The organism is Mesorhizobium sp. ES1-6 (assembly GCF_020164775.1).
Classification (GTDB): domain Bacteria; phylum Pseudomonadota; class Alphaproteobacteria; order Rhizobiales; family Rhizobiaceae; genus Mesorhizobium.
Map to the genome: position 1 here is coordinate 73,942 of NZ_JAIUGU010000017.1, position 19,509 is coordinate 93,450.

General features: G+C 60.0%; 16 protein-coding genes. 8 read left to right on the plus strand and 8 right to left on the minus strand.

The window, feature by feature from the left end; all coding sequences use genetic code 11:
* Position 1 precedes the first annotated feature (1 nt).
* The 4 genes from LB564_RS29160 (at position 2) to LB564_RS29175 (ending at position 5,088) form a co-directional block, all read left to right on the plus strand.
* Positions 2-1,426 (plus strand): cytochrome ubiquinol oxidase subunit I, encoded by a 1,425-nt coding sequence (locus tag LB564_RS29160; protein WP_224693883.1) that lies wholly within the window; start codon positions 2-4, stop codon positions 1,424-1,426.
* Positions 1,427-1,429: 3 nt separating this feature from the next.
* Positions 1,430-2,434: a cytochrome d ubiquinol oxidase subunit II gene (gene cydB / locus LB564_RS29165; protein ID WP_224542552.1), complete on the plus strand. Its 1,005-nt coding sequence runs from the start codon at positions 1,430-1,432 to the stop codon at positions 2,432-2,434.
* Positions 2,435-2,830: 396 nt separating this feature from the next.
* On the plus strand, positions 2,831-3,517 hold the full coding sequence (locus LB564_RS29170; protein ID WP_224542553.1) for a YoaK family protein: 687 nt from the start codon (positions 2,831-2,833) through the stop codon (positions 3,515-3,517).
* Between the two features lie 911 nt (positions 3,518-4,428).
* Entirely contained in the window at positions 4,429-5,088 is a 660-nt protein-coding gene (locus LB564_RS29175; protein WP_224542554.1) for a hypothetical protein, read from the plus strand.
* A gap of 276 nt (positions 5,089-5,364) precedes the next feature.
* Here the strand turns inward: LB564_RS29175 and LB564_RS29180 are convergent, their stop codons facing one another.
* Entirely contained in the window at positions 5,365-6,123 is a 759-nt protein-coding gene (locus tag LB564_RS29180; RefSeq protein WP_224542555.1) for a helix-turn-helix domain-containing protein, read from the minus strand.
* A gap of 767 nt (positions 6,124-6,890) precedes the next feature.
* On the opposite strand from LB564_RS29180, the gene LB564_RS29185 reads away from it, so the two are divergent.
* Together LB564_RS29185 and LB564_RS29190 are read left to right on the plus strand one after the other, a co-directional pair.
* On the plus strand, positions 6,891-7,163 hold the full coding sequence (locus LB564_RS29185) for a hypothetical protein (protein ID WP_224542556.1): 273 nt from the start codon (positions 6,891-6,893) through the stop codon (positions 7,161-7,163).
* A gap of 825 nt (positions 7,164-7,988) precedes the next feature.
* A complete protein-coding gene (locus tag LB564_RS29190) occupies positions 7,989-8,282 on the plus strand; it encodes a LysR substrate-binding domain-containing protein (RefSeq protein WP_224542605.1) in 294 nt (97 codons plus the stop codon).
* A gap of 431 nt (positions 8,283-8,713) precedes the next feature.
* Here the strand turns inward: LB564_RS29190 and LB564_RS29195 are convergent, their stop codons facing one another.
* The 7 genes from LB564_RS29195 to LB564_RS29230 form a co-directional block, all read right to left on the minus strand.
* Positions 8,714-9,991, minus strand: a complete 1,278-nt coding sequence (locus LB564_RS29195) for an NAD(P)/FAD-dependent oxidoreductase (RefSeq protein ID WP_224542557.1) — start codon at positions 9,989-9,991, stop codon at positions 8,714-8,716.
* A 58-nt stretch (positions 9,992-10,049) separates the two neighbouring features.
* Positions 10,050-11,693 carry a dihydroxyacetone kinase subunit DhaK gene (locus LB564_RS31680; RefSeq protein ID WP_318012867.1) on the minus strand — a complete coding sequence of 548 codons (1,644 nt, stop codon included), beginning with the start codon at positions 11,691-11,693 and terminating at the stop codon, positions 10,050-10,052.
* A 143-nt stretch (positions 11,694-11,836) separates the two neighbouring features.
* The gene (locus LB564_RS29210) at positions 11,837-13,237 is read right to left on the minus strand and encodes an amidase (RefSeq protein WP_224542559.1); all 1,401 of its coding nucleotides are present in this window, start codon (positions 13,235-13,237) and stop codon (positions 11,837-11,839) included.
* Between the two features lie 292 nt (positions 13,238-13,529).
* Entirely contained in the window at positions 13,530-14,249 is a 720-nt protein-coding gene (locus LB564_RS29215) for an amino acid ABC transporter permease (RefSeq protein WP_224542560.1), read from the minus strand.
* Positions 14,246-14,899: an amino acid ABC transporter permease gene (locus tag LB564_RS29220; RefSeq protein ID WP_224542561.1), complete on the minus strand. Its 654-nt coding sequence runs from the start codon at positions 14,897-14,899 to the stop codon at positions 14,246-14,248. Before LB564_RS29220 ends, LB564_RS29215 begins: the two co-directional genes overlap by 4 nt.
* Entirely contained in the window at positions 14,896-15,684 is a 789-nt protein-coding gene (locus tag LB564_RS29225; protein ID WP_263491593.1) for an amino acid ABC transporter ATP-binding protein, read from the minus strand. Before LB564_RS29225 ends, LB564_RS29220 begins: the two co-directional genes overlap by 4 nt.
* Positions 15,685-15,757: 73 nt before the next feature.
* On the minus strand, positions 15,758-16,642 hold the full coding sequence (locus LB564_RS29230) for a substrate-binding periplasmic protein (protein WP_224542562.1): 885 nt from the start codon (positions 16,640-16,642) through the stop codon (positions 15,758-15,760).
* Between the two features lie 275 nt (positions 16,643-16,917).
* On the opposite strand from LB564_RS29230, the gene LB564_RS29235 reads away from it, so the two are divergent.
* Entirely contained in the window at positions 16,918-18,309 is a 1,392-nt protein-coding gene (locus LB564_RS29235) for an MmgE/PrpD family protein (protein ID WP_224542563.1), read from the plus strand.
* 7 nt (positions 18,310-18,316) lie between these two features.
* Positions 18,317-19,159 carry an IclR family transcriptional regulator gene (locus LB564_RS29240; RefSeq protein WP_224542564.1) on the plus strand — a complete coding sequence of 281 codons (843 nt, stop codon included), beginning with the start codon at positions 18,317-18,319 and terminating at the stop codon, positions 19,157-19,159.
* Positions 19,160-19,509 lie beyond the last annotated feature (350 nt).

The window sequence follows — 19,509 nt, forward strand, 5'->3', positions numbered from 1 at the left end:
CATGGACGCCGTCATGCTCGCCCGACTCCAGTTCGCCTTCACAATCGGCTTCCACATCTTGTGGCCGACGGTCACCATCGGGCTTGCGTGTTTCGTCGCGTTGCTGAGCGGCCTGTGGTGGCGCACCGGCCGCGAGGTGTATCGCGACCTGATGCGCTTCTGGCTCGCCATTTTCGCATTGGCCTTCGGCATGGGCGTCATCACCGGCCTCGTGCTCAGCTACGAGATCGGCACAAACTGGGCCGGCTTCTCGCGCTCGGTCTCTAATGTGCTCGGTCCGTTATTCATGTATGAGGCGCTGACTGCCTTCTTCCTTGAGGCTGGCTTCATCGGCATCGTGCTGTTCGGCCAAAACAGGGTCAGCAAGGGGCTGCATTTCTTCGCCTGCTGCATGGTAGCTGGCGGTACGCTAATGTCGGCCACCTGGGTCCTGGCCGCCAACAGCTGGATGCAGACGCCGCAGGGCGCCGTGGCCGATGCTCAAGGAATCTTCCATGTCGTCGATTGGTGGCAGGTGATATTCAATCCGTCCTTTACCTACCGGCTCGCCCACATGGTCTGCGCCAGTTTCATCACTGACTCCTTCTTGGTGGCCGGCGTCTCGGCCTTCCATCTCTGGCGAAGGCAGCATATCGAGGCCGGCCGTGTCGCCTTCTCGCTCGCCATGTGGATGGCGCTGGTGCTCACTCCGACGCAGATCCTGCTGGGCGACCTGCACGGACGCAACACGCTCGCCCATCAGCCGGTGAAACTCGCCGCCATGGAGGGGCTATGGGAAACCACAAACGGCCCGGCAATGACCGTGATTGCCTGGCCGAGCATGGAAAAGCAGCGCAATCTCTACGCGATCGAGATCCCGCACCTCGCCAGCCTCTATCTCACCCATTCCTGGAATGGCGAGGTGCAGGGCCTCAAGGCGGTGTCGCGCGCGGACCAACCTTATGTCCCGATCGTATTCTTCGCTTTCCGTATCATGGTCGGCATCGGCCTTATCCTGTTGGCCACCGCCGTCACCGGCGCGGTGCTCCGCTGGCGCCACAGACTCTATGACACTCGCTGGTTCCAGCTGATTGCCATCACCGCAACACCGCTCGGCTTCATCGCAGTACTCGCCGGCTGGACGACCACCGAGGCGGGGCGCCAGCCTTGGATTATCTACGGCCAGTTACGCACCGCCGATGCGGCAGCTCCGGTAGCCGCCAACGCCGTAGCCACGACGCTGGCAATCTTCTTTCTCGTCTACATGGTACTGCTGCTGGTGTTCCTCTGGTTCGCTGGACGTATCGCCCTTCGGGGCCCCCACGACATCAGTGTGTCCGACCCCCGCCTAGTCCGTCCCGGGCTCGACCGCGGAGGTTCGACGATCGTCGGAACGACCTCCGCTGTTGCCTCCAGGTCGGCCCCCCATCTCGCGTCGGGAGAATAAGCCATGTCCATGACCTTGGCAGCGAATCTCCCCGTGGTGTTTGCTGCGCTCGCCGCATTTTGTGTGACCATGTATGTGCTGGCCGACGGTTTTGATCTCGGTGTCGGCACACTGTTCCTGCTGGCGCCGCGTAACGAGGATCGCGATCTAATGATGGCGAGTATCGAGCCGGTTTGGGACGCCAACGAGACCTGGCTCGTCCTGGGCGGCACGCTGCTGCTCGCCGCCTTTCCCGCAAGTTACTATGTTCTGCTGCCTGCTTTCTACCTGCCCGTTATGCTCATGCTCTTCGGCCTGATCTTCCGAGGGATAGCTTTCGAGTTTCGCCTGCAGACCGTTGCATTTCGGTGGGTCTGGGACATCGCCTTCGCGGGCGGGTCTCTGGTCGCAACGCTAAGCCAGGGTCTAATCCTCGGCGGTCTGATCAAGGGCGTGAAGATAGAGAACGGCATGTTCGCCGGCGGGATCTTTGATGTCGTCAGCCTGCTCGGCCTCGCCTGCGGTGCCGGATTGGTCGGCGGCTACGCGTTGCTCGGCGCCGGTTGGTTGATATGGAAAACCGATGGGCCGACGCAAGTGTTTGCCCGCGAGGTGGCCCATTCGGCCCTGATCCTTGCCGCCGGCATGATGCTCGTGGTCAGCGCATGGAGTTCCTGGAGCGTTCCCGAGGTCGCCGCACGCTGGTTCGCTTGGCCGAATATGGCCTTCCTCGTGCCCGTGCCGGTGCTTACCACCGCCCTGCTGTTGACCATCTGGCGACGCATCTGGATCGGGCGCGAGGCGGAGGTCTTCTTGCTGGCCATCATCATCTTTCTGCTAGGCTTAGTCGGCCTGGTCGTTAGCCTGTGGCCCTATGTGGTGCCGCGTCAAATCACCATCTGGAACGGCGTATCCGATCCTCAGACCCTGGTTTTCGCCGGTACCGGGCTGATCATCGTCATCCCTATCGTCCTCGCCTACCAGGCTCATGCCTATTGGGTATTTCGGGGCAAAACCCGCCATCGCTGAAGGTCGTGGTCACGTCGACTGCGCGGGGGCCAAATCCATCCCCTGAGCGACCGCTACTGCCGCCCATCGCCCCTCATGCTTGCTGGCGGCCGCGCCCGTGCAACCCCGACCGCAACGCCGTCGAACGCAGTTCTGTGCGTTGCCAACTACTCGCCGCTGTCAGTATCGATTGGTGAGACTTCGCAAGTGTATCCGTTGTTGGTTGCTGCTCTCTCGTGCACCTGAAATTGTCGCTTCGATAGCCGTCTAGACCATCCGTTCAGCAGCCTCACACTTGCGTGTACCGCCGGTAATACTCATTGGTTCAAACGACATACGTCGGGAGGATTCTTTCGGGTCGCTGTATGTGTAGGCTGCCCTTCACCGCGATCGTAGAACCGCCGAAGGGTCTCTAACATGAATAGCTCCACAGTTGGTGAACCGCCCAAGCCAACCTTAGGCCCGAGACCCCGTCTACCGGCTACCCTCGCGTTCGTAGCAGGTTTTGTGGACGCCTGCGGTTTCCTAGCGTTCGAAGGATTTTTCGTTGCCCAGGCGACGGGGAGCTTTGTTGTTGCGGGCTCTGAACTCGTGAATTCCAATGACAAGTACGGGCTAAAGGTACTCGCGATACCGGTGTTCCTGGTGTCCGGCATGGTCGCAACTTTCGTCGTACGCCTGGTCGCCCGCTTTGATCAGTTGGGCCTGACGATCATGCTAAGTGTCGAGGCAATGCTGCTAACTGTACTTGCAGCGACTTGGCTGTTCCGAGTACCGGATGAACTCAATGCGGAGATTGCGCTGCTCGGGCTCGCGGCAATGGGCGTGCAGGGCGCCACGACACGTTTGTTGCTGATCGGCTACGGTTCGACCAACGTCATGACAACCAATACCATCCAATTGTCTATCGATCTCGCAGACAGCATTTTGAACCGTTGCCTTCCAACGACTCTCCTCCCTACCACCATAATCATCGGCGGGTTTCTGGTCGGAGTGGCCGCAGGCGCCATCGTGTTTAAAGCGATTGGGTTGGGCGGTGTGATTATCCCTGCTGCAATCGTCTTCTTACTTGTCTTCGTCGCGAGAGAGGCTGGACAGCCGTAAGGACTGGCGTGTGCGAACGCCCCTGTTTTCCGTCGTTCAATAGCTGCAAGGGGAAATCCAACGCCCACATAAAGCATGCCTGCTCGGCGACGTGGCCATGCCGAGCATGTTTCCGATATAGCATTTTCAGATGAGTCCAGGGATGGTTGATGGCCCAGGCAACAACGAAGCTGGCGACGCGTGTCTGTCGACTGATAGGTCATTGCGCACGCAACCCACGACCGTTTTGCCGGAATAAGCGGTCTCGGCATTGGTGACGGACATCACTGCTCACAATGCGGGTCTCGAAAGGTCTTGTTGTGGACCTCTGTCGTAGCCGTTGTCCTCAAAACCTTGCATGAGCCCCTTAGGCGGATCACTGGGATTGCAAGTGCGAGGCCGGCGATTGCCGTGGGCTCCTCTTCAGCAAATGGTCTCTCGAGACCAACGTCAGCGATATCGGCAGGGCTCCCTACATCGATCCGCTTAGAACCTCCGGCTATTCCCAAAAAGGTGCCCAGGACATCGCTCGAAATCTCGCTCGTCGATACGGTATCTCGCAGGGGGGAACTACGAGATCTCCATGAGAGGCTCTTGCCGGGGAGGGGCAGCGACAAGGCCTGGCTTCGACGTGGACCGCGTGAATGTCCTGGGCTGATGCGATATTTATCTGGAAGGAGCCGCAGCGTCTTTTGAGAACGCGGTAGCGATTTCCATATTGCCGGGCGAAAGGTTATCCGGTTGACGTCGCCGGCGGCCGCTAGGCTGGAAGCCAAGAGGAATCCTGCGCGAGCCCCTTCGAGAGCGGAATGCTCGGCCTGGGTGTGTCAGGCAAACCGTTCATTCTGGAAAGCAGCGGTTTCAAATGCAATACATTCTGGCTCTCAGGGTCTACTTAGGATGGGAAGTCTACTCGCTAGTCGGAGCGACAAATGGCCCACCTGGATCAGTATCGTGCAAATGAGCACGAAAGCCCCTTCATCTGGCTTGAAGACTGCGATCTTAAGGTTGCCGTGCGTTCCATTGTCGAGGCTTGGGCCGCCAGGTTCGAGCTCACCACCGGACGAACGGAGAGCAATTTTTCTCCTAATGATTTCGGTGTGCTCGAACCGTATCTGGCGGAAGCGATCTTGATCGAGCACGGTGCCGATTTCGTCTTTTCGAAGTGGGGTGCGGCGTTGGACATAGTTTGCGGTGGCGCGCGTCTCGCAGACCGATTGTCGGCTCTCCCCCAGCCCAGCCGCAGCCACCTCCGTCGCGTCTGCGTTCGCGCCGCGGCAACAAGGATGCCAGCAATCAGCAGGGCGACCTGGGCACTCGATGGAGAAATCTGGCGGTGCGCGATCATGGCTCTGCCGACGCGCGGCGACGATTTTTCGGTAAAACGGTTACTTGTCGCGCTGCTGTACGCGCCTTACCCCTTCGTCGCCGATGGGAACATTCCAGAAGGCTTTGGCTGGCCACCATCGGTCCCGCGGGGAAGCGTGCACGTTTTGGCAAATGGCCTGCCAGTATTGCCGCGCCGGACCTCTCCGCTTAGGGGAATTGCGTTGGCACTCCGTCGGCTTCTGAGCGCAAATGCGATGCGATGAAAAAGTTGTACTGCCCTCCTCTAAGCGCTCGCAAAAACTTCGGGACGGAATGGAAGCCTTGATGGCGACACCTCCTTGATCGGTGAATAGCCGTTTTGTAAGCGAACGCTTGGAGGGCTTTCGCAGTCTCAACTTCAGAAAGCAGATCGGCCGAACGGCGCCGCCGAGGTCATTACTTTAGGCGAGCAATGAGTCCACGGTCTTCCACCTCGCGCTTGTCCCGTGCAGGTGTCCCGCTGTGGGTAGGAGCATTTGACGGGCGATCGGCCGGAAGCCTCAAGCATCCAGGCGGTTGGACAGGCGCCAGCGGCCGGGCGTGGTGCCGGCAAAGCGCTTGAAGACCGTAGTGAAATGTGCCTGGGTCTGGAAGCCCACGTCGAACGCGATTTCGACGAGCGTGTCATTGGTCTTGATCAGCATGTCCTTGGCCCGCTCTATGCGGCGACGCAGGATATATTCGTGAGGACGTAGACTGGTCGCTATCCTGAATTGCGCGGCGAAATACATGCGGCTAAGGCCTGCTGCCCGAGCGAGATCCGCCAGCGAAATGGCTTCACCGATATGCTCATCAACATAAGCCGTCACCCGCTTCAGCCTCCATTTGGGCAATGCGCCGTTGTTGGCCTCCTGCTGGGCCGCGGACAGCGGTCGCAGCCAGAGCCAGCGAGCTAGGACGGCGTGGAGAATGGCGTCTCCGTGGACGCCGTCATCTTCGCGCCTGACAGCCTCCTCAAGTTGAGAAAGTAGCCGTTCAATAACCGGATCGAACGGCATACCGTCTGATGCCACCGATCTGGTGAAACCTGCGCCATCGGTGGCACAGCCCGAGCGCCTCGCCGAGATTGACAACACCACATCCACGTACGGAACGTCGTTACTGGAAGTCGAGCCCGCCGCCTGCGGCAACATGCTCGGCCTGGCCGTCACCGCTGCCGTCGTGGGTTGGAGCCGGTTAACCTCCCGCACCGCGTTCGGTACCAGCAGACCAACAGGAGCCATCGGTCCCGGAAAATTTGCAAGCGGTTGAATAGCCATTTGCCTGGGCCTTTCATGAAACCTGTGTTTCCTGAGGGTCCCAGGCGGCGGTCGAAGCTTGGCTTGAGGCGGCGGCGGAACCAATAGACCACTGGCTATCGCGCTTGCTCCGAACCCATCCGGGATTACCTCGGCGAGTACGGGCCCAGATTATTTGGCCAAGCAAAACGCTCAACTCTACCGGCGTTCGCCAGGCTAAATCGTATATTCAAACCTCCACTACCTAGATACAATCGCAACGATATCCGTACAGGATCACCGGTCTTAAGACCTACACCCTCTTCCGGGACCATCGGCGCACTCTTTCCCAATGTGCTCCGCTTCGCTGGCACTCGGACCGACGCCCCACGCTCCGGGGTTTTGGGCACGCTTATGGGCTCTGCCGGGGACGCGGCCCCATACGCCTACCGACTGCCCTCACGAACAGTGTCGGAGCAGGTTGGCGACCAAGCAGCCGCCCTGATGGATTACGAGGCCGATGTGCGCCGCCGACAGTGAGGCGCCTTATTCGAATCGACGCTGAACCAAGTTCATGCCACCTACGTCCAGCAAGTCGTAGGCGGGATTCATTTTGCTCCGATGTGCCTAAGTATCAAAATTGATCCACGAGGTGAGAGACAAGCGGAGTAAACAGATTCAGAAGCCGCACAATCGTGCAGATAGGCAAAGCTCGTGCCTATCTAAAATACAGCAGCCGGGAAGATGCTAATCTGAGTATTCCAACGTGATCATCGTTGGGGTATTGTCAAACTCAAGAGGATTTTCCCATGAACATCAAATCTATCTGTATCTGTGCAACATTTATGCTTTCGATTTGCGGTCAGGCTCTGGCCGGCATTCTGGATGAACCAGACACTATGACAGCGTTCTTCACCGATTCTAGCATGAAAACTATGAAGCCCCGGGAGGAGTTTGAGCGCGTCTTCCTCTCAATGCCAGTCGAAAAGCAGGCAAAGATGAAGGGTGAATGCGCAGGTGAGGTAATGCAGCCATTCACCGCCTTTTGCGCGAACGTGAATACCCTGGGCGGCCAGCATTAAGTCTGCGTCCATCACCGAGTGAATGGCGCGGCCGATTGGCCCGCCATTGTCTCGAGATGGCGCCCGCTATCCTCTCAGCATGACGATGACAGGTTTTTCCGACCGGCTTTGTCGTACTCCCGTATGAAAATTGTCTCTGACCCAAGTGATCCCACTTTTATGGCGATGGCCCGCCCCAACTCGGCAGAGCGCCGCCTGCGCGCCGCTTTTGGAGCGCTGTCGCTATCTGGAGCTCAGTAAACCCGGCCAGTTACGCAGCGAAACCGCCGAGAAGTTAGCTGCGCTTCTTAGCCCAGCCGTCCCGCATGCAAAGCGACAAAACGCAAAAGAAGGCCCTACCAGCCGACAGCGATGGGAGACTGAAGATGATGGGCAGGAATACGAACTTGATTGCCGGGCGCAGAGGCCGGAAATACCTAAATGCCGCGAGCCGAAACAAAAAAACTCGAGGAGGTTTTCCCGCGATACCGTGGATTAGGCAGATATCGATCGCTCAAAGTAGCAGTTAGTGTTGCGGAGATTTTGCGATATCGAATTTCCACCAAGAACATGCTCATCTCTAGGCGCAGAGAAAAAGGCAGGAACCACCATTTTCGTATCGGTTGCCCAAGTTGCGAATTTGCGGCCCCCTTTTCCGGTCACCACGATGTATGACGTACTCGGCACTGCCAGGCTGACGGCTGGTTACGCGCCTCGTCAGCCTGACCTTCATGGTCCAGGGGATCACCGAGGCAAAGTCAGGCTCGCCAGTTGCTGAAATGGGCGAGCTGCTCAGCGTCGGCTTGACAATCGTCATTCCTCGAAACGGCACTTGGCGATGACGGAATCGGTCTCGGCTTCTTGCCGTTCGAGTTGGCCGCTCCCCACATCGCGAGCGGAAGGCTGGCTGAGGTCCTAGCCGAATGGTGCCCGTCCTACGAGGGCTACCACCTGTATTATCCCAGCCGGAAGCAGAACTCTCCGGCGTTTTCCGCCTTCGTTGAAGAGATGCGGTATAGCGAGTCACACGGGCAGAGGGCGCACCCGCCCGCCTTAGGCGGCCGAGATCACACAGATGGACGACAAACTAACGGACCGGGCAGCAGGGGTGACTCGTTGCCTTTCTGCGTCTTGAATTGAGCGACCGTAAGCAGCCTTGAACGTCTGCTTCGGGGTAATCGCGAAAGGCCTCGCGTTGACCGAAAGTGGGCGCGAAGCTGCCAATCGGTTGAAGGATAAATGCGGTCAGCGAGTGGCTACATCAGCTTCTTGAATCAATTTGGGCGAACCGCTTCGTAACCCATTGACGAACAACAGTTATGTTACTCGCGGAGGGTGTGGGATTTATAAGGAAAATCAATGGTCTACAGGATGGTTAGCCAACCCATACCCTTCGTATGATCTCGTATGGTCTGGCGAACCGACCGGTAAGGGCTCCTAGTCTAGCGGTAATGGTCGAGTCGATCATCAGCCATTCCAGATCGGAGTTGGTAAATGACGGCAGCCCTTCGGCGATTGCAGCACAGCAAGATGCCTCTGAGGGCGGGAAAGGCGAGGATGCACACCATTGTCTATTGACCCGACATGGCCTTCCCGCGCAACCGCGCTAATTTGAACGGTTCGGGGGACACGATAGGCTTTTCGGACGTGACCAAATCTGCGATCAGATACGCCGCCCCGGGTCCAATGCCGAATCCGTGGCCCGAGAAACCGCTGGCAATTACTAAGCCCTGAACCTCGTCAACCCTGTCAATCACGGGCACCGCGTCCGGGGTGACATCGATCGCGCATCCCCAGCTGTCCTTGAGTGTGGCATTGGCGAACTCGGGAAAGGCTTGTGTCAGGTTTCGCAGCCCTTCGGCGAGGATCTTTGCGGAAGGCTTCGGATCGAGCATACGGGTGATTTCGAAAGGGGTGACCTGATCCGGCCGCCACTTCTTGGGGATGCCCATTTCCGTGAAAAAGTGACGGCCAAAGCGAAGCCGTATCTCGTTGCCTTCCGACCGGAAGGCAGGCAGAAAGCGGAAGAACAAACGGAAGCTGTCGGGAACGATCTGGGCAATGTTGGCATTCTTCTGGGCGATCGTATAGCCACCATCCAGCCGCTTGCGGAAGGCAAAGTCCTGCCCCGCGACCGAGCATTCAGGCGGCCCATCCAATGGGTTGGTGCGCATGACCGAGCCGATCACTTTCAGCTGCGGAAAATCGATCCCAAGATTTCCGCAAAACAGCCTCGTCCAGGCGCCTGTCGCCAGCACCGCTGTGTCGCAGCGTATCTCACCATGTTCAGTCACGACGGAATGAACCGCGCCTGCGGCAGTCTCAATCGAACGCACCGCACAATTCTCGATGATCTGGCCGCCGCTGGCGCGCAGCGCGGTCGCGATTGCGTTTGTCGCCAGAGATGGTTCGGCGCGTCCATCGGTTTTCGTGTAGAGCGCACCCTCCCAGCGGCCCTTCAACGTCGGGAAGCACTCTTTCAAGGCACTTCGATCGACCATGGAAGAGTCCAGATCATGTGCCTTGGCAAAAGTCAGCCATTGCTCGTATTTCTGGACGTCCTTCTCTTCCTTGCACAGATAATAAATGCCGGTCTGGCGGAACCCTGTTTCAGCCCCGGTCAGCGTGTTCATTTCCGACCATAGCCTGGCACTGGCGATCGAGAGGGGTATCTCGGCGGGATCGCGCCCCATCTTGCGCACCCAGCCCCAATTGCGGCTGGACTGCTCGCAAGCGACATGTCCTTTTTCGCACACAACAACCGACAATCCACGTTTGGCGAGGAACAGGGCCGCGGCGGTTCCGATGATGCCTGCGCCCACGACGACGACATCTGCTCTGAAGGGCATTGGCATTGGCGTTGGATTTACCCGATGAGAAAAGTTGAAAGTCCCAGTGGTTGGTCGGTTACCGGTCGGAGCCGCCCGCGGCGCCAACAGAGGTATGGGCCGCCATCGCCGACACCGCGACCTGCAGCGCGACCATGCCCGGATCGTCGGCCCCGATCCCCTTGGAGGGCTCGAGCCGCAGCCTGCCTATCACTGCGGGGCTACCGCGAAACTCAGCCAGCGCCCGAGCCGTCGCATGCCGCGCGGCGGAACCCACCTCGTCCATGGTCGAGAGACCGGCAACGCTTCTCGCGATCAGCTCAACCCCGTCCAGCACTGTCTTGTCGCCAAGTCTGGCCTTGGACCTCGCTTGCATGATCTCCAACGCATTCGACAACGCAGGCGCCAGTTCGATCCAGCCGACCTCCGATCTGCAAGACCAAGCCTTTCCAAGTGCGACAAGTCCGGTCAGGACCACCGCGGAAAGGCTTGACCCCGAGGTCCTCGAAATCGTTTTGGCAATTCGCATCAGGCTCTCGCCGACGTCCGTAGGGTAAGGCGCCTGGTCGGCAAGCAAGGCCTGCGAGACCGTAGCCAGCGTGGTGCCCATGTCGCCGTCGCCGCCCACGGCATCGAGCTTGTTGAACCTATCCTTGGTCTCGATAAGCGCCCGTGCGGCGCGAAGCGTGGCGGCGCCGATGTCCGTTCCGGTAAAGGCGATCGCCATCACGCCCTCCAAAACGGACATTGCGTCGGGGCATTCAACAGGGCGAGCAACTCGTCGTCGACCTCCATAACGCTGACCGATGCGCACCATCTCCATTGATGTCGCATACTCGCCTGCAAGCGAATAAGCGATCTTCAAACCCTGTGCCTCAAGCAGCTGGGCCACTTTGTGGTAGAGGATGTAGAGTTCCTCCAGAGGTGTCGCGCCAAGGCTGTTGACCAGCACCGCGAGCCTGGTCCCCGCAGCGGGTTCAAGGTCGGCCAGCAGGCGCTCGACCATCTCTTCGGCGATTGCGTCGGCGGATTTCAGCGCGCCGCGCCACAGGCCCCTTTCGCCGTGGATACCCATGCCCATTTCGATGGCGTCATCCGGGAGTTCGAAAGTCGGTTCGCCGGCTTGTGGCACCGTGCAGGCGGATAGTGCCACTCCGATCGAGCGGCAGCCGGCCATGGCCCTTTCAGTCACGGCTTTGACCTCCCCCAGGCTCAGTCCGCGTTCAGCAGCGGCTCCGGCGACCTTGAACGCAAACACGATCCCGGCCACGCCGCGACGCTTTTCGGCCTGGTCCTTGTCCGCGCTAGCGACATCATCGGCCACGATCACGGCGGCACATTCCTTGCTCTCGGCCGCGAGCATGTCGTTGGCCATGCCGAACACCATGGTGTCGCCGCCATAGTTGCCGACAACCGACAGGATGCCGGCGCCACGATCGGCGGCTTTCAGGCTTTCCGACACGTCGTCGAGCGATGGCCCGGCGAACACGTGTCCGACCGCGCAGGCGTCCAGCAATCCTTCTCCCACATATCCGGCAAACAACGGCAAGTGACCGAAACCACCGCCTGAAACCACGCCAACCTTTCCGACGGGCTTCCTTCGGGCTCTCTCAACGACGCGACCGTTGGCGCCGGTAATCTTGTAGACACCCTGATAAGCCAGGCTCATGCCTGCCAGCGCCTCATCGACGTAATTGTCGGGACTGTTGATCAGCTTCTTCATGCGTCTAACCTTGCTGGTTGGTCTTTTCAGTTGCTGTCGGGCGGCAAGCTCAGTCGCCACGGATTTTGCGGATGGCCTGCTCCGATCGGTTCGGCCCCGCCGGGGCCGAGATGGTTGCCGGCAGAGGCATTCGGTCATAAGGTTCATGCGGCATTCAACCCGTGTGGCGACACGAACAAGCCGCCGCGCTCACGTTCGAGCGCTCGCCCGATGCGCAGCGCCAGCGCGTCATCGAATTTCCTGACAATGATCTGAAGACCGGCCGGCAGCCCGCTTGCGGTCGATCCGACAGGGATCACCAAGCTCGCCAGGTCAAGGTAGTTCACCATCCTTCCGAAATGGTTCGGAGGCTGGTTTTCATCGACCTGTGCAAGCGGCACCGGGCTTCGGTGCGAACCGGGTGCAACAAGCGCATCAAATCCGGCCACAGCCTCGTGGAAGGCGACCTGGGCCAGGCGACGGGTCTCAAGGAGCCGATAGTAGGCCGCGCCGCTGATCTCGCGACCCCGGGCAATGCGTGCGGCAATGACCGGGTCCACCAATTTGTCCGGACGCTCGACATAATCGCCAAGCAGGGCATAGCTTTCCACGCTCATTATGTCGCCACCGCTGCCCAGATATTCGCTCATGGACAGAGGCAGCGCGATCTCGTGAAACTCGGCGCCCAGCGTGGTCAGATCGGCAATGGCGCGATCGTGCAACATGCGGATGTCGGGCTCGACGCCTTCCAGATCGCGTTCCGCAAGGATCCCTATCCGCAGGCCCTTCACGCCGTCCTCGATGCCGGCCAAGGGGCTTATGAACGGCACGTGCCAGGTGGCGGCGTCGCGGCCGTCGGTACCGAGCATGGCCTGCAGCAAAAGCGCGGCGTCGCGGACAGTGCGGGCCATCGGCCCAACGCTGTCATGCGTCGGGCACAACGGCACGACCCCGCCACGGCCCACCAGGCCAACGGATGTCTTGAGGCCGACGATGCCGCACCAGGCAGCAGGGGTGCGGATTGAGCCGCCGGTGTCGGTTCCCAAAGCGGCCGGGACAAACCCAGCTGCGACCGCGACCGCTGAACCACTGCTGGAGCCGCCGGCAACGACATGGTCGCGCATTCCCCAGGGATTGCATGGCGCGCCTTGAACCGGGTTCGTCCCCCATCCTCCGTAAGCGAATTCGACCATGTTGGTGCGACCGACCGCGACCATGCCGGCGGTATCGAGCTTCTCGACCGCGTTTGCAGATCGGCCTGGCACGCGGTCATCGAGAGCATTGGATCCGGCGAGCGTCGGGCGGCCGGCCTGGTCGAATATGTCCTTTACGGCCATTGGCACGCCGAGCAGCGGGGACGTAGACGCCGATTTGACTCTTGCCTCGTCGGCTGCCCTCGCGCTTGTCAGCGCGCCATCCTCGTCTATCGCGCGAAAAGCATGCAATTTCCCGTCCAGGATCGAGATGCGCCTAATTAGCTCGGTCGTGGCTTCGAGGGACGAGAGTTCCCGCCGGGCGAAGCGGGCCGACAATTCCTCGATTGTCCAGAATGGGTCAAAGGTCATAGGGCATACCTTCTTCTCGCTTTCGCAAAAGTGCCGACCCTTGATTGCCGACCACCGCGTCCACGAGGATAATACGGCAGTAGGTGTTGATCCGGTTCGCACCGAGCATGTTCGCTGCCTCTTGCTCTGACGTCGGGACGGAGCGCAGCGGCGCCGCCGGTCATGTATTCATCCCATGCGTCGCGATTTCCACAAACCGATCGTCGAAGACGGCGGCCTTGGCCGAACCGGCCGCAGTCGCAGGGGGGTGCTGGCTCGAGTTCCGACGAGTTGGCCGTGTCATCACGCAGCCCTAAGCCTCCCTGACCGTGGCAAGATTTCCGGAGCTCGCGCGTTCTTTGGCCACCCGACCCTGTCGCAATCTCCTCTCGAGCGACCGAACGAAAAGCGAGGCGGGGAACGCAATGCCAAAATAGAAGGCTCCGACCAGGATAAAGACATGCATAGGCAGGAAGGTCTCCGCCATGATCGCGCGCGCCGTGAGAGTCAGTTCCGGCACGGCGATGAGCGCACAGATCGCACTGTCCTTGAGAAGCGAGATCAGGCTGATCAGGAGGGGTGGGAGCACGACGCGGATCGCTTGGGGAAAGAGGATGAGGACAAAGGTCTGAAGCGGCGTTAATCCAACTGCCAGAGCTGCCTCGCGCTGCCCGGGCGCGACCGTCCTTAGACCGGCGCGGAAAACCTCGGCGAGATAGGCTCCGTGCACCGCGCCGAGGCCCAGTATCCCGGCAAAGATTGCGTTCAGGACGATGCCAGCCTGTGGCAGGGCGAAATAGAGCAGATAGAGAACGACGAGAATGGGGACGCCACGTAGAACAAGGATGTAGACGCCGGCCGCCCTGCGCAATGCAGCGCTGCGGCGCGTGCGGAGAAATTCGAGAGCGAGCCCCACCACGAAGGCAAGGATGAAGGAAATAACCGTGACATAGATGGTCACCCACGCGGCATCGCGAAGGCGAGGCCACCAGTCCGGCCAATTCGAAGCGATTGTCTCGAAGAATGCGATCATTGTCCGTAAGCCGCCTTTCTCTCCAGGAGGGCGAAGACCGCGGTGAGACCGAAGGTCAGCACCAGATAGATAAGCGCGGCAATTCCATAGACGAGCCCGGTCTCGAACGAGACATTGACGATCTGGCGAGCGTTGAACATGATTTCCGGAGCAGAGATCGCCGCGACCAGCGAAGTGTCCTTCACCAGTCCGACGGCATAATTTCCCATCGGCGGCAGGATGATACGCAGCGCTTGGGGGAAGACGACAAGCCTGAAGGCCAGGAGCGGGGGAAGACCGGCTGCAAGTGCTGCTTCCGTCTGGCCTTTTGGCACGGCCTGGAAGCCCGCCCGGAAGACATCCGTCATCACGGCGCCGCCGATCAACCCAAGACCGAGTATGGCGGCGGCCAGGGACGGAAGGGTTATCCCGAAATAGGCGAGCCCAAAATAGATGATGAACAAATGGGTTAGCGTCGGGATGTTCCGGAATAGCTCAACATAGGCCGAGACTGTCACATCCAATAGCCGGCTGGGCTTGAGGAAGCGGACACTTGCCAGCAAGCCGCCCCAGATGACCGCTAACGCCAAGGCACCGGCCGAGACCTCAAGCGTGACCAGGCATCCTGTAAGAAGTGCCTGGGAAATCTGGCCGACGGTCTCGATGTTCACCCCGCTACCTCTACCTGAGACACCAGTGACAGAAACCTGCGCAAGCGAGGCTCTTTGGGATTGTCGAGCACCTGCGAGGGGGGTCCTTGCTCCACGACGACGCCGCCGTCCATGAAGATGACACGATCTGCCATGCGACGTGCAAAGGCGATCTCATGCGTGACCAGCACCATCGAGCGACCTTCCTGGGCGAGTTCGTGAATGACATTAAGCACCTCGCCTACAAGCTCGGGATCAAGCGCCGAGGTTGGCTCATCGAAAAGCATTAGCTTCGGTTTTTGCGCCAACGCCCTGGCGATCGCTACGCGCTGCTGTTGGCCGCCCGACAGTCGCCCGGGGAATTCGTTTATCTTATGTCCAAGATGGACCTTGTCCAACATGGCCTCGGCAAGGTCGTTGGCTTGACGAACCGAGAGGCCTTGCACTTTTCGCGGCTGGAGAGCCACGTTTTCCCGGGCTGTCAGATGCGGCCACAGATGAAAGAGTTGGAAAACCATCCCGACTTCGGCCCGCTGCGGAGCCAGCTCGCGATCGCTCATCGGCCGCTTGCTGCCGTCGCGCTTTAAGCTGACACCGATAGGTTCGTCATCCAGCCGGATCTCACCGCCGCCTGGGGGATCGAGATAGTTGATGGCCCGCAAGCAGGTCGACTTGCCCGATCCGCTGGGCCCGATGATCGCCAGGCGCTCGCCACGCTGCAAGTCGAAGGACACATCCTTCAGCACCTCGAGCGCACCATAGGACTTGTTGAGGTTCCTGACGGTCAGGATCGGCGTCTTGAGCATTGCGGCATTCCTCCCAGGAAGAAAGGCGACCGCCGAAGGGAGTGTGCTCCACTCCGCCGGCCGCCGGGCAAAGTCACTTGCCGCAAGTGGGCGGCGCCCAGCCCTGCGCGCGATCGGCGCCGACACGGAAATTGTCGGGTGAAGGCATGTATTCGGCGTCGCCTGTCACGCCGTATTTGGCGCCTATCTTCCTGACGTCGCAGCTCTGCCAGAGCTTGTCGATCTCTCGGCTGATGGCGTCGGCCAGCGCCTGATTTTCCTTGCTGAGGCCAAAGACGTATTGTCGCCCAACGCTGGTCAGCAGCGGAAAATCGGGGTTGTTGTCGGTGAAGGGCAAATTGGCGAGACCCCAACCCGGGTTCTGGGAAATGCCGTAATTGATGACCGGCGGATCGCCGACCACCGCCTCGACGCGACCGTTCATCAGATCGCGCAGTGCCGCGTCGGAACTGTCATAAAGGGAAAGCTCCAGGCCCGGGATCTTTCGCAGTTCCGGAAGAAAGGAAAAGCCCGTCATCGAACCTACCTTGCGGTTTTCCAGGTCCTTCAGCGTGTGCCACTGGGACGTGGACTTCTGCGTGACACCGTTCTGGAAATAGCCGGTAGGATCTGTGAGCGCCAAGGCCTTGGCTCGTTCAGGAGTCCAGGCGACATTGCCGCCGATGATGTCGACGCGACCGGATTGTACGGCAGCGATCGCCCCACTCCATTCCGTCGGCACTGCTTTGACTTTCAGGCCCAGATGATCGGCGGCGATTTGCAGGATTTCGCCGTCATAGCCGACAAGCTTGCCGCCGCGTTCGACAAGACCCGGCATATCGCCCGTGATGGCGACGGCCAGCACCCCAGGCTCGACGGTTTTGAAATCGGCCGCGGAAGCGGCGACGGGCGATGCAAGAACCGCACCCAGCATTGCGCACACCACGCCCAGTTTGCGCGTGATTTTTTTCATTCTCATTTTCATCTCCACCTTTCGTTCCACTCTTATTGAGGCGATCGCGTGCCACGACCCGCGACCTTTCGCGATCCAGTGCGACCTCGTGCGCGCCGCCCGGCAATCCTTGAGTGTGGATCCCGTTGCCGGCGGCTTGCATTTTTTGGTGCGGTTCCCATCGCACAGTGTTCTCAGTTCCATTCTGCATATATATCCATAATATGGATGTCAATACGAAAAGGCTTCCATAATGCGGATATTGTGCTAAATCCTCTTCAGCAGCCTTGAAGAGGACTAGCATGCATCGCGCAAACGAGATCGCCGCCTTCGTCGTTTCGGTCGAAGACACTCCTTCCCGCGTGAAGCTCGCCGCCAGGCGTGTGCTTCTCGACACCGTCGGCGCAGCGCTGGCCGGCGCGGCCACGCAAGGTGGCGTCGCGACCTTGGCGGGAGCCACGATGTCCTGGGGAGAAGGCAAAGCCCAGGTGTGGTTTTGCAACACGCGCCTCACGCCCCCTGGCGCCGCCTTCGTCAATGCAGCCTATGCCTCGATGCTGGATATCGACGATGGGCATCGCGCCGCCGCTGGCCACCCTGGTGCGGCGATCGTCCCCGCCGTGCTGACGGTCGCGCGGATGGTGAAGGCCGGTCCGGATCGGATACTGTCGGCTATAGCTCTTGGTTATGAGGCCGCACTGCGCATCGCGGCAGCCAGGGACATCAATTCCATCCGCACAACTGATACCGGCAGGTGGTGCGGCTATGGCGTGGCGGCCGCCTGCGGCTGGCTACGCGGCCTTCCCGCGGACAAAATCGCGCATGCCATGGCGATCGCCGGCCACACGGCGAGCAGCCAGGCCGCGACAGGCTGGACGAAGCTAGGGCACGTCGTGAAGGAGGGCATTCCCTTCGCGACGGCCGCCGCGTTGACCGCCGTCGACCTTGCGCAAGCAGGATACACGGGGCCTGTCGACCTGCTTGATGATCCTGGCCGATACGACCAGCAGCGCCTGACAAAGGATCTCGGCGTTCGGTGGGAGATCGAACGCAACTACTTCAAGATATACAGTGCTTGCCGGTGGGCACACGCGCCGGTCGACGCCGCGCTGGCCCTGCAGGCAAGAGGACGCGTTGACGCGCGCGAGATCGACGGCATCAACATCGGCCTGTTCGCGCGCGCATTGACCCTTCTCAACCAGCCGGATCCCAGCTCCATTCACGCTGCCCAATACAGCATTCCTTTTTCGGTCGCGCTCGCTTTGACCCATGGCAAGCAGGCGCTGCTGCCAATGACCGAAGAGTTCCTCCACTCCCCATGGGTGACGACGCTGGCTCATCGCATCGTTCTTCATCATCAACCCGACCTCGATCCCTTGTTTCCGGGCGAGACGCCGGCCAGTGTTGAAATCAGATATCGCGGACAAACCGATTGTCTGTATCTCGACGCCCCGAAAGGCGAGCCGTCGAACCCGCTGTCCGATCAGGATCTCATTGACAAATTCAATGCGCTCGCACACGGGCGGATGAGCGCTTCCGACGCTGCCCGGCTAAGGACCGCCTTGTTGAGCTTCGGCGCCGGAGACGAGACAGATAACCTGTTTCAAGCTATGGGAGGACGGGTCGAATGTTGCCCGGACGGCACAGCGGACGCGCCGGGCAACACCAATGAAGGCCTCGTGAACCACCGGTAGGAATGAGATGCGGGAGACGAAGGAAGAAGGCGACAATGCCACGGGAACGCAGCTTCTCGATCGGGCGGTCGGCGTTCTGAGGTATCTCGGCGACGTCGGCCAGCAAGGTGCATCGATGGCTTCGATCGGCGAGGCCCTGCAGCTCAAACAGTCGACAACGCATCGGATCGTCACGGCGCTTCAGCGTCATGGTCTCATCGACCGCGAAGTGAACACCAAGCGCTATCGACTTGGCCTCGCCTTGTTCGCGATGGGGGCGACGGCAGCCGACGGGACAGGATTGCGCCGACTGGCGCGCCCGGCACTTGTGCGGCTTTCGGCCGAGACCCATGACACTGTCTTTCTGATGGCACGGGCCGGCCTCAATGCAATCTGTGTCGATCGCCAGGAAGGCACCTACGTTCTCGATAGTCTGACGGGCTATGTCGGCGGGCAAATCCCCTTGGGGGTCGGTCCGGCCAGCCTTGCGATATTGGCCTTCCTGGAGGAAGCCGAGGCGCAAGCCATCATCAAAGCCAACGCCTCTCGCTACGAAACCTACAGAGGCCTGTCGGCAGAGCACATAAGAAAGGCCCTGGCCAGTGTGCGTGAAAATGGCTTCGCGATTGACCAGGACGGACTGGTAGCAGGCATATCGGCCATGGCGATTCCGATCCTGCCGCAGGGCCGCGATGCCGTGGCGGCAATAGCCATCAACATGACGAGTTCCAGGCTCCCGAATGAGCGGATCCGGGATTTGCTTGCGCTGCTGCAATCCGAAGTTCGCCAGATAGAGGACGCCGTCAATCCGCTAGAGGGACATCGGATAGCACCGCTGGGCAATGCTTCGGTCGGACGCGTCGGCAAGTGAAAATAGCTGCTCCGAGCAAGCGCGGCGCACGATAACCGATAGCCGCATTTTCGACAGTTGTAAGCAGGCGAAGCCTACCTCGGCATCCGATATGGGGCGCAAAGCTGCCATTCGCGGAAGACAAAAAAGGGAGGATGGGCGAATGACTGGACCGGCTTCTTGAATCGACTTAGTCGAACTGCTTCGTAACCCATTGCCGGACAAGGACTATCTTAGGCGCGGAGGGACAGGACTTTCAATAGAAAATCAAGGAATTTAGCGCCCGGTTCGCCAGCCCATATCCGTCGATGTTCTCGTGTGGTCTGCTGAACCCATAAACGAAGAGGAGGAATGGACGCTCCTCTCGGAGG

What these genes read in the sequence shown, in the direction of transcription:
- LB564_RS29160 (WP_224693883.1), top strand. Translation starts at nt 2, where the DNA reads ATGGACGCCGTCATGCTCGCCCGACTCCAGTTCGCCTTCACAATCGGC.
- cydB (WP_224542552.1), top strand. Translation starts at nt 1,430, where the DNA reads ATGTCCATGACCTTGGCAGCGAATCTCCCCGTGGTGTTTGCTGCGCTC.
- LB564_RS29170 (WP_224542553.1), top strand. Translation starts at nt 2,831, where the DNA reads ATGAATAGCTCCACAGTTGGTGAACCGCCCAAGCCAACCTTAGGCCCG.
- LB564_RS29175 (WP_224542554.1), top strand. Translation starts at nt 4,429, where the DNA reads ATGGCCCACCTGGATCAGTATCGTGCAAATGAGCACGAAAGCCCCTTC.
- LB564_RS29180 (WP_224542555.1), bottom strand. Translation starts at nt 6,123, where the DNA reads ATGGCTATTCAACCGCTTGCAAATTTTCCGGGACCGATGGCTCCTGTT.
- LB564_RS29185 (WP_224542556.1), top strand. Translation starts at nt 6,891, where the DNA reads ATGAACATCAAATCTATCTGTATCTGTGCAACATTTATGCTTTCGATT.
- LB564_RS29195 (WP_224542557.1), bottom strand. Translation starts at nt 9,991, where the DNA reads ATGCCCTTCAGAGCAGATGTCGTCGTCGTGGGCGCAGGCATCATCGGA.
- LB564_RS31680 (WP_318012867.1), bottom strand. Translation starts at nt 11,693, where the DNA reads ATGAAGAAGCTGATCAACAGTCCCGACAATTACGTCGATGAGGCGCTG.
- LB564_RS29210 (WP_224542559.1), bottom strand. Translation starts at nt 13,237, where the DNA reads ATGACCTTTGACCCATTCTGGACAATCGAGGAATTGTCGGCCCGCTTC.
- LB564_RS29215 (WP_224542560.1), bottom strand. Translation starts at nt 14,249, where the DNA reads ATGATCGCATTCTTCGAGACAATCGCTTCGAATTGGCCGGACTGGTGG.
- LB564_RS29225 (WP_263491593.1), bottom strand. Translation starts at nt 15,684, where the DNA reads ATGCTCAAGACGCCGATCCTGACCGTCAGGAACCTCAACAAGTCCTAT.
- LB564_RS29230 (WP_224542562.1), bottom strand. Translation starts at nt 16,642, where the DNA reads ATGAGAATGAAAAAAATCACGCGCAAACTGGGCGTGGTGTGCGCAATG.
- LB564_RS29235 (WP_224542563.1), top strand. Translation starts at nt 16,918, where the DNA reads ATGCATCGCGCAAACGAGATCGCCGCCTTCGTCGTTTCGGTCGAAGAC.
- LB564_RS29240 (WP_224542564.1), top strand. Translation starts at nt 18,317, where the DNA reads ATGCGGGAGACGAAGGAAGAAGGCGACAATGCCACGGGAACGCAGCTT.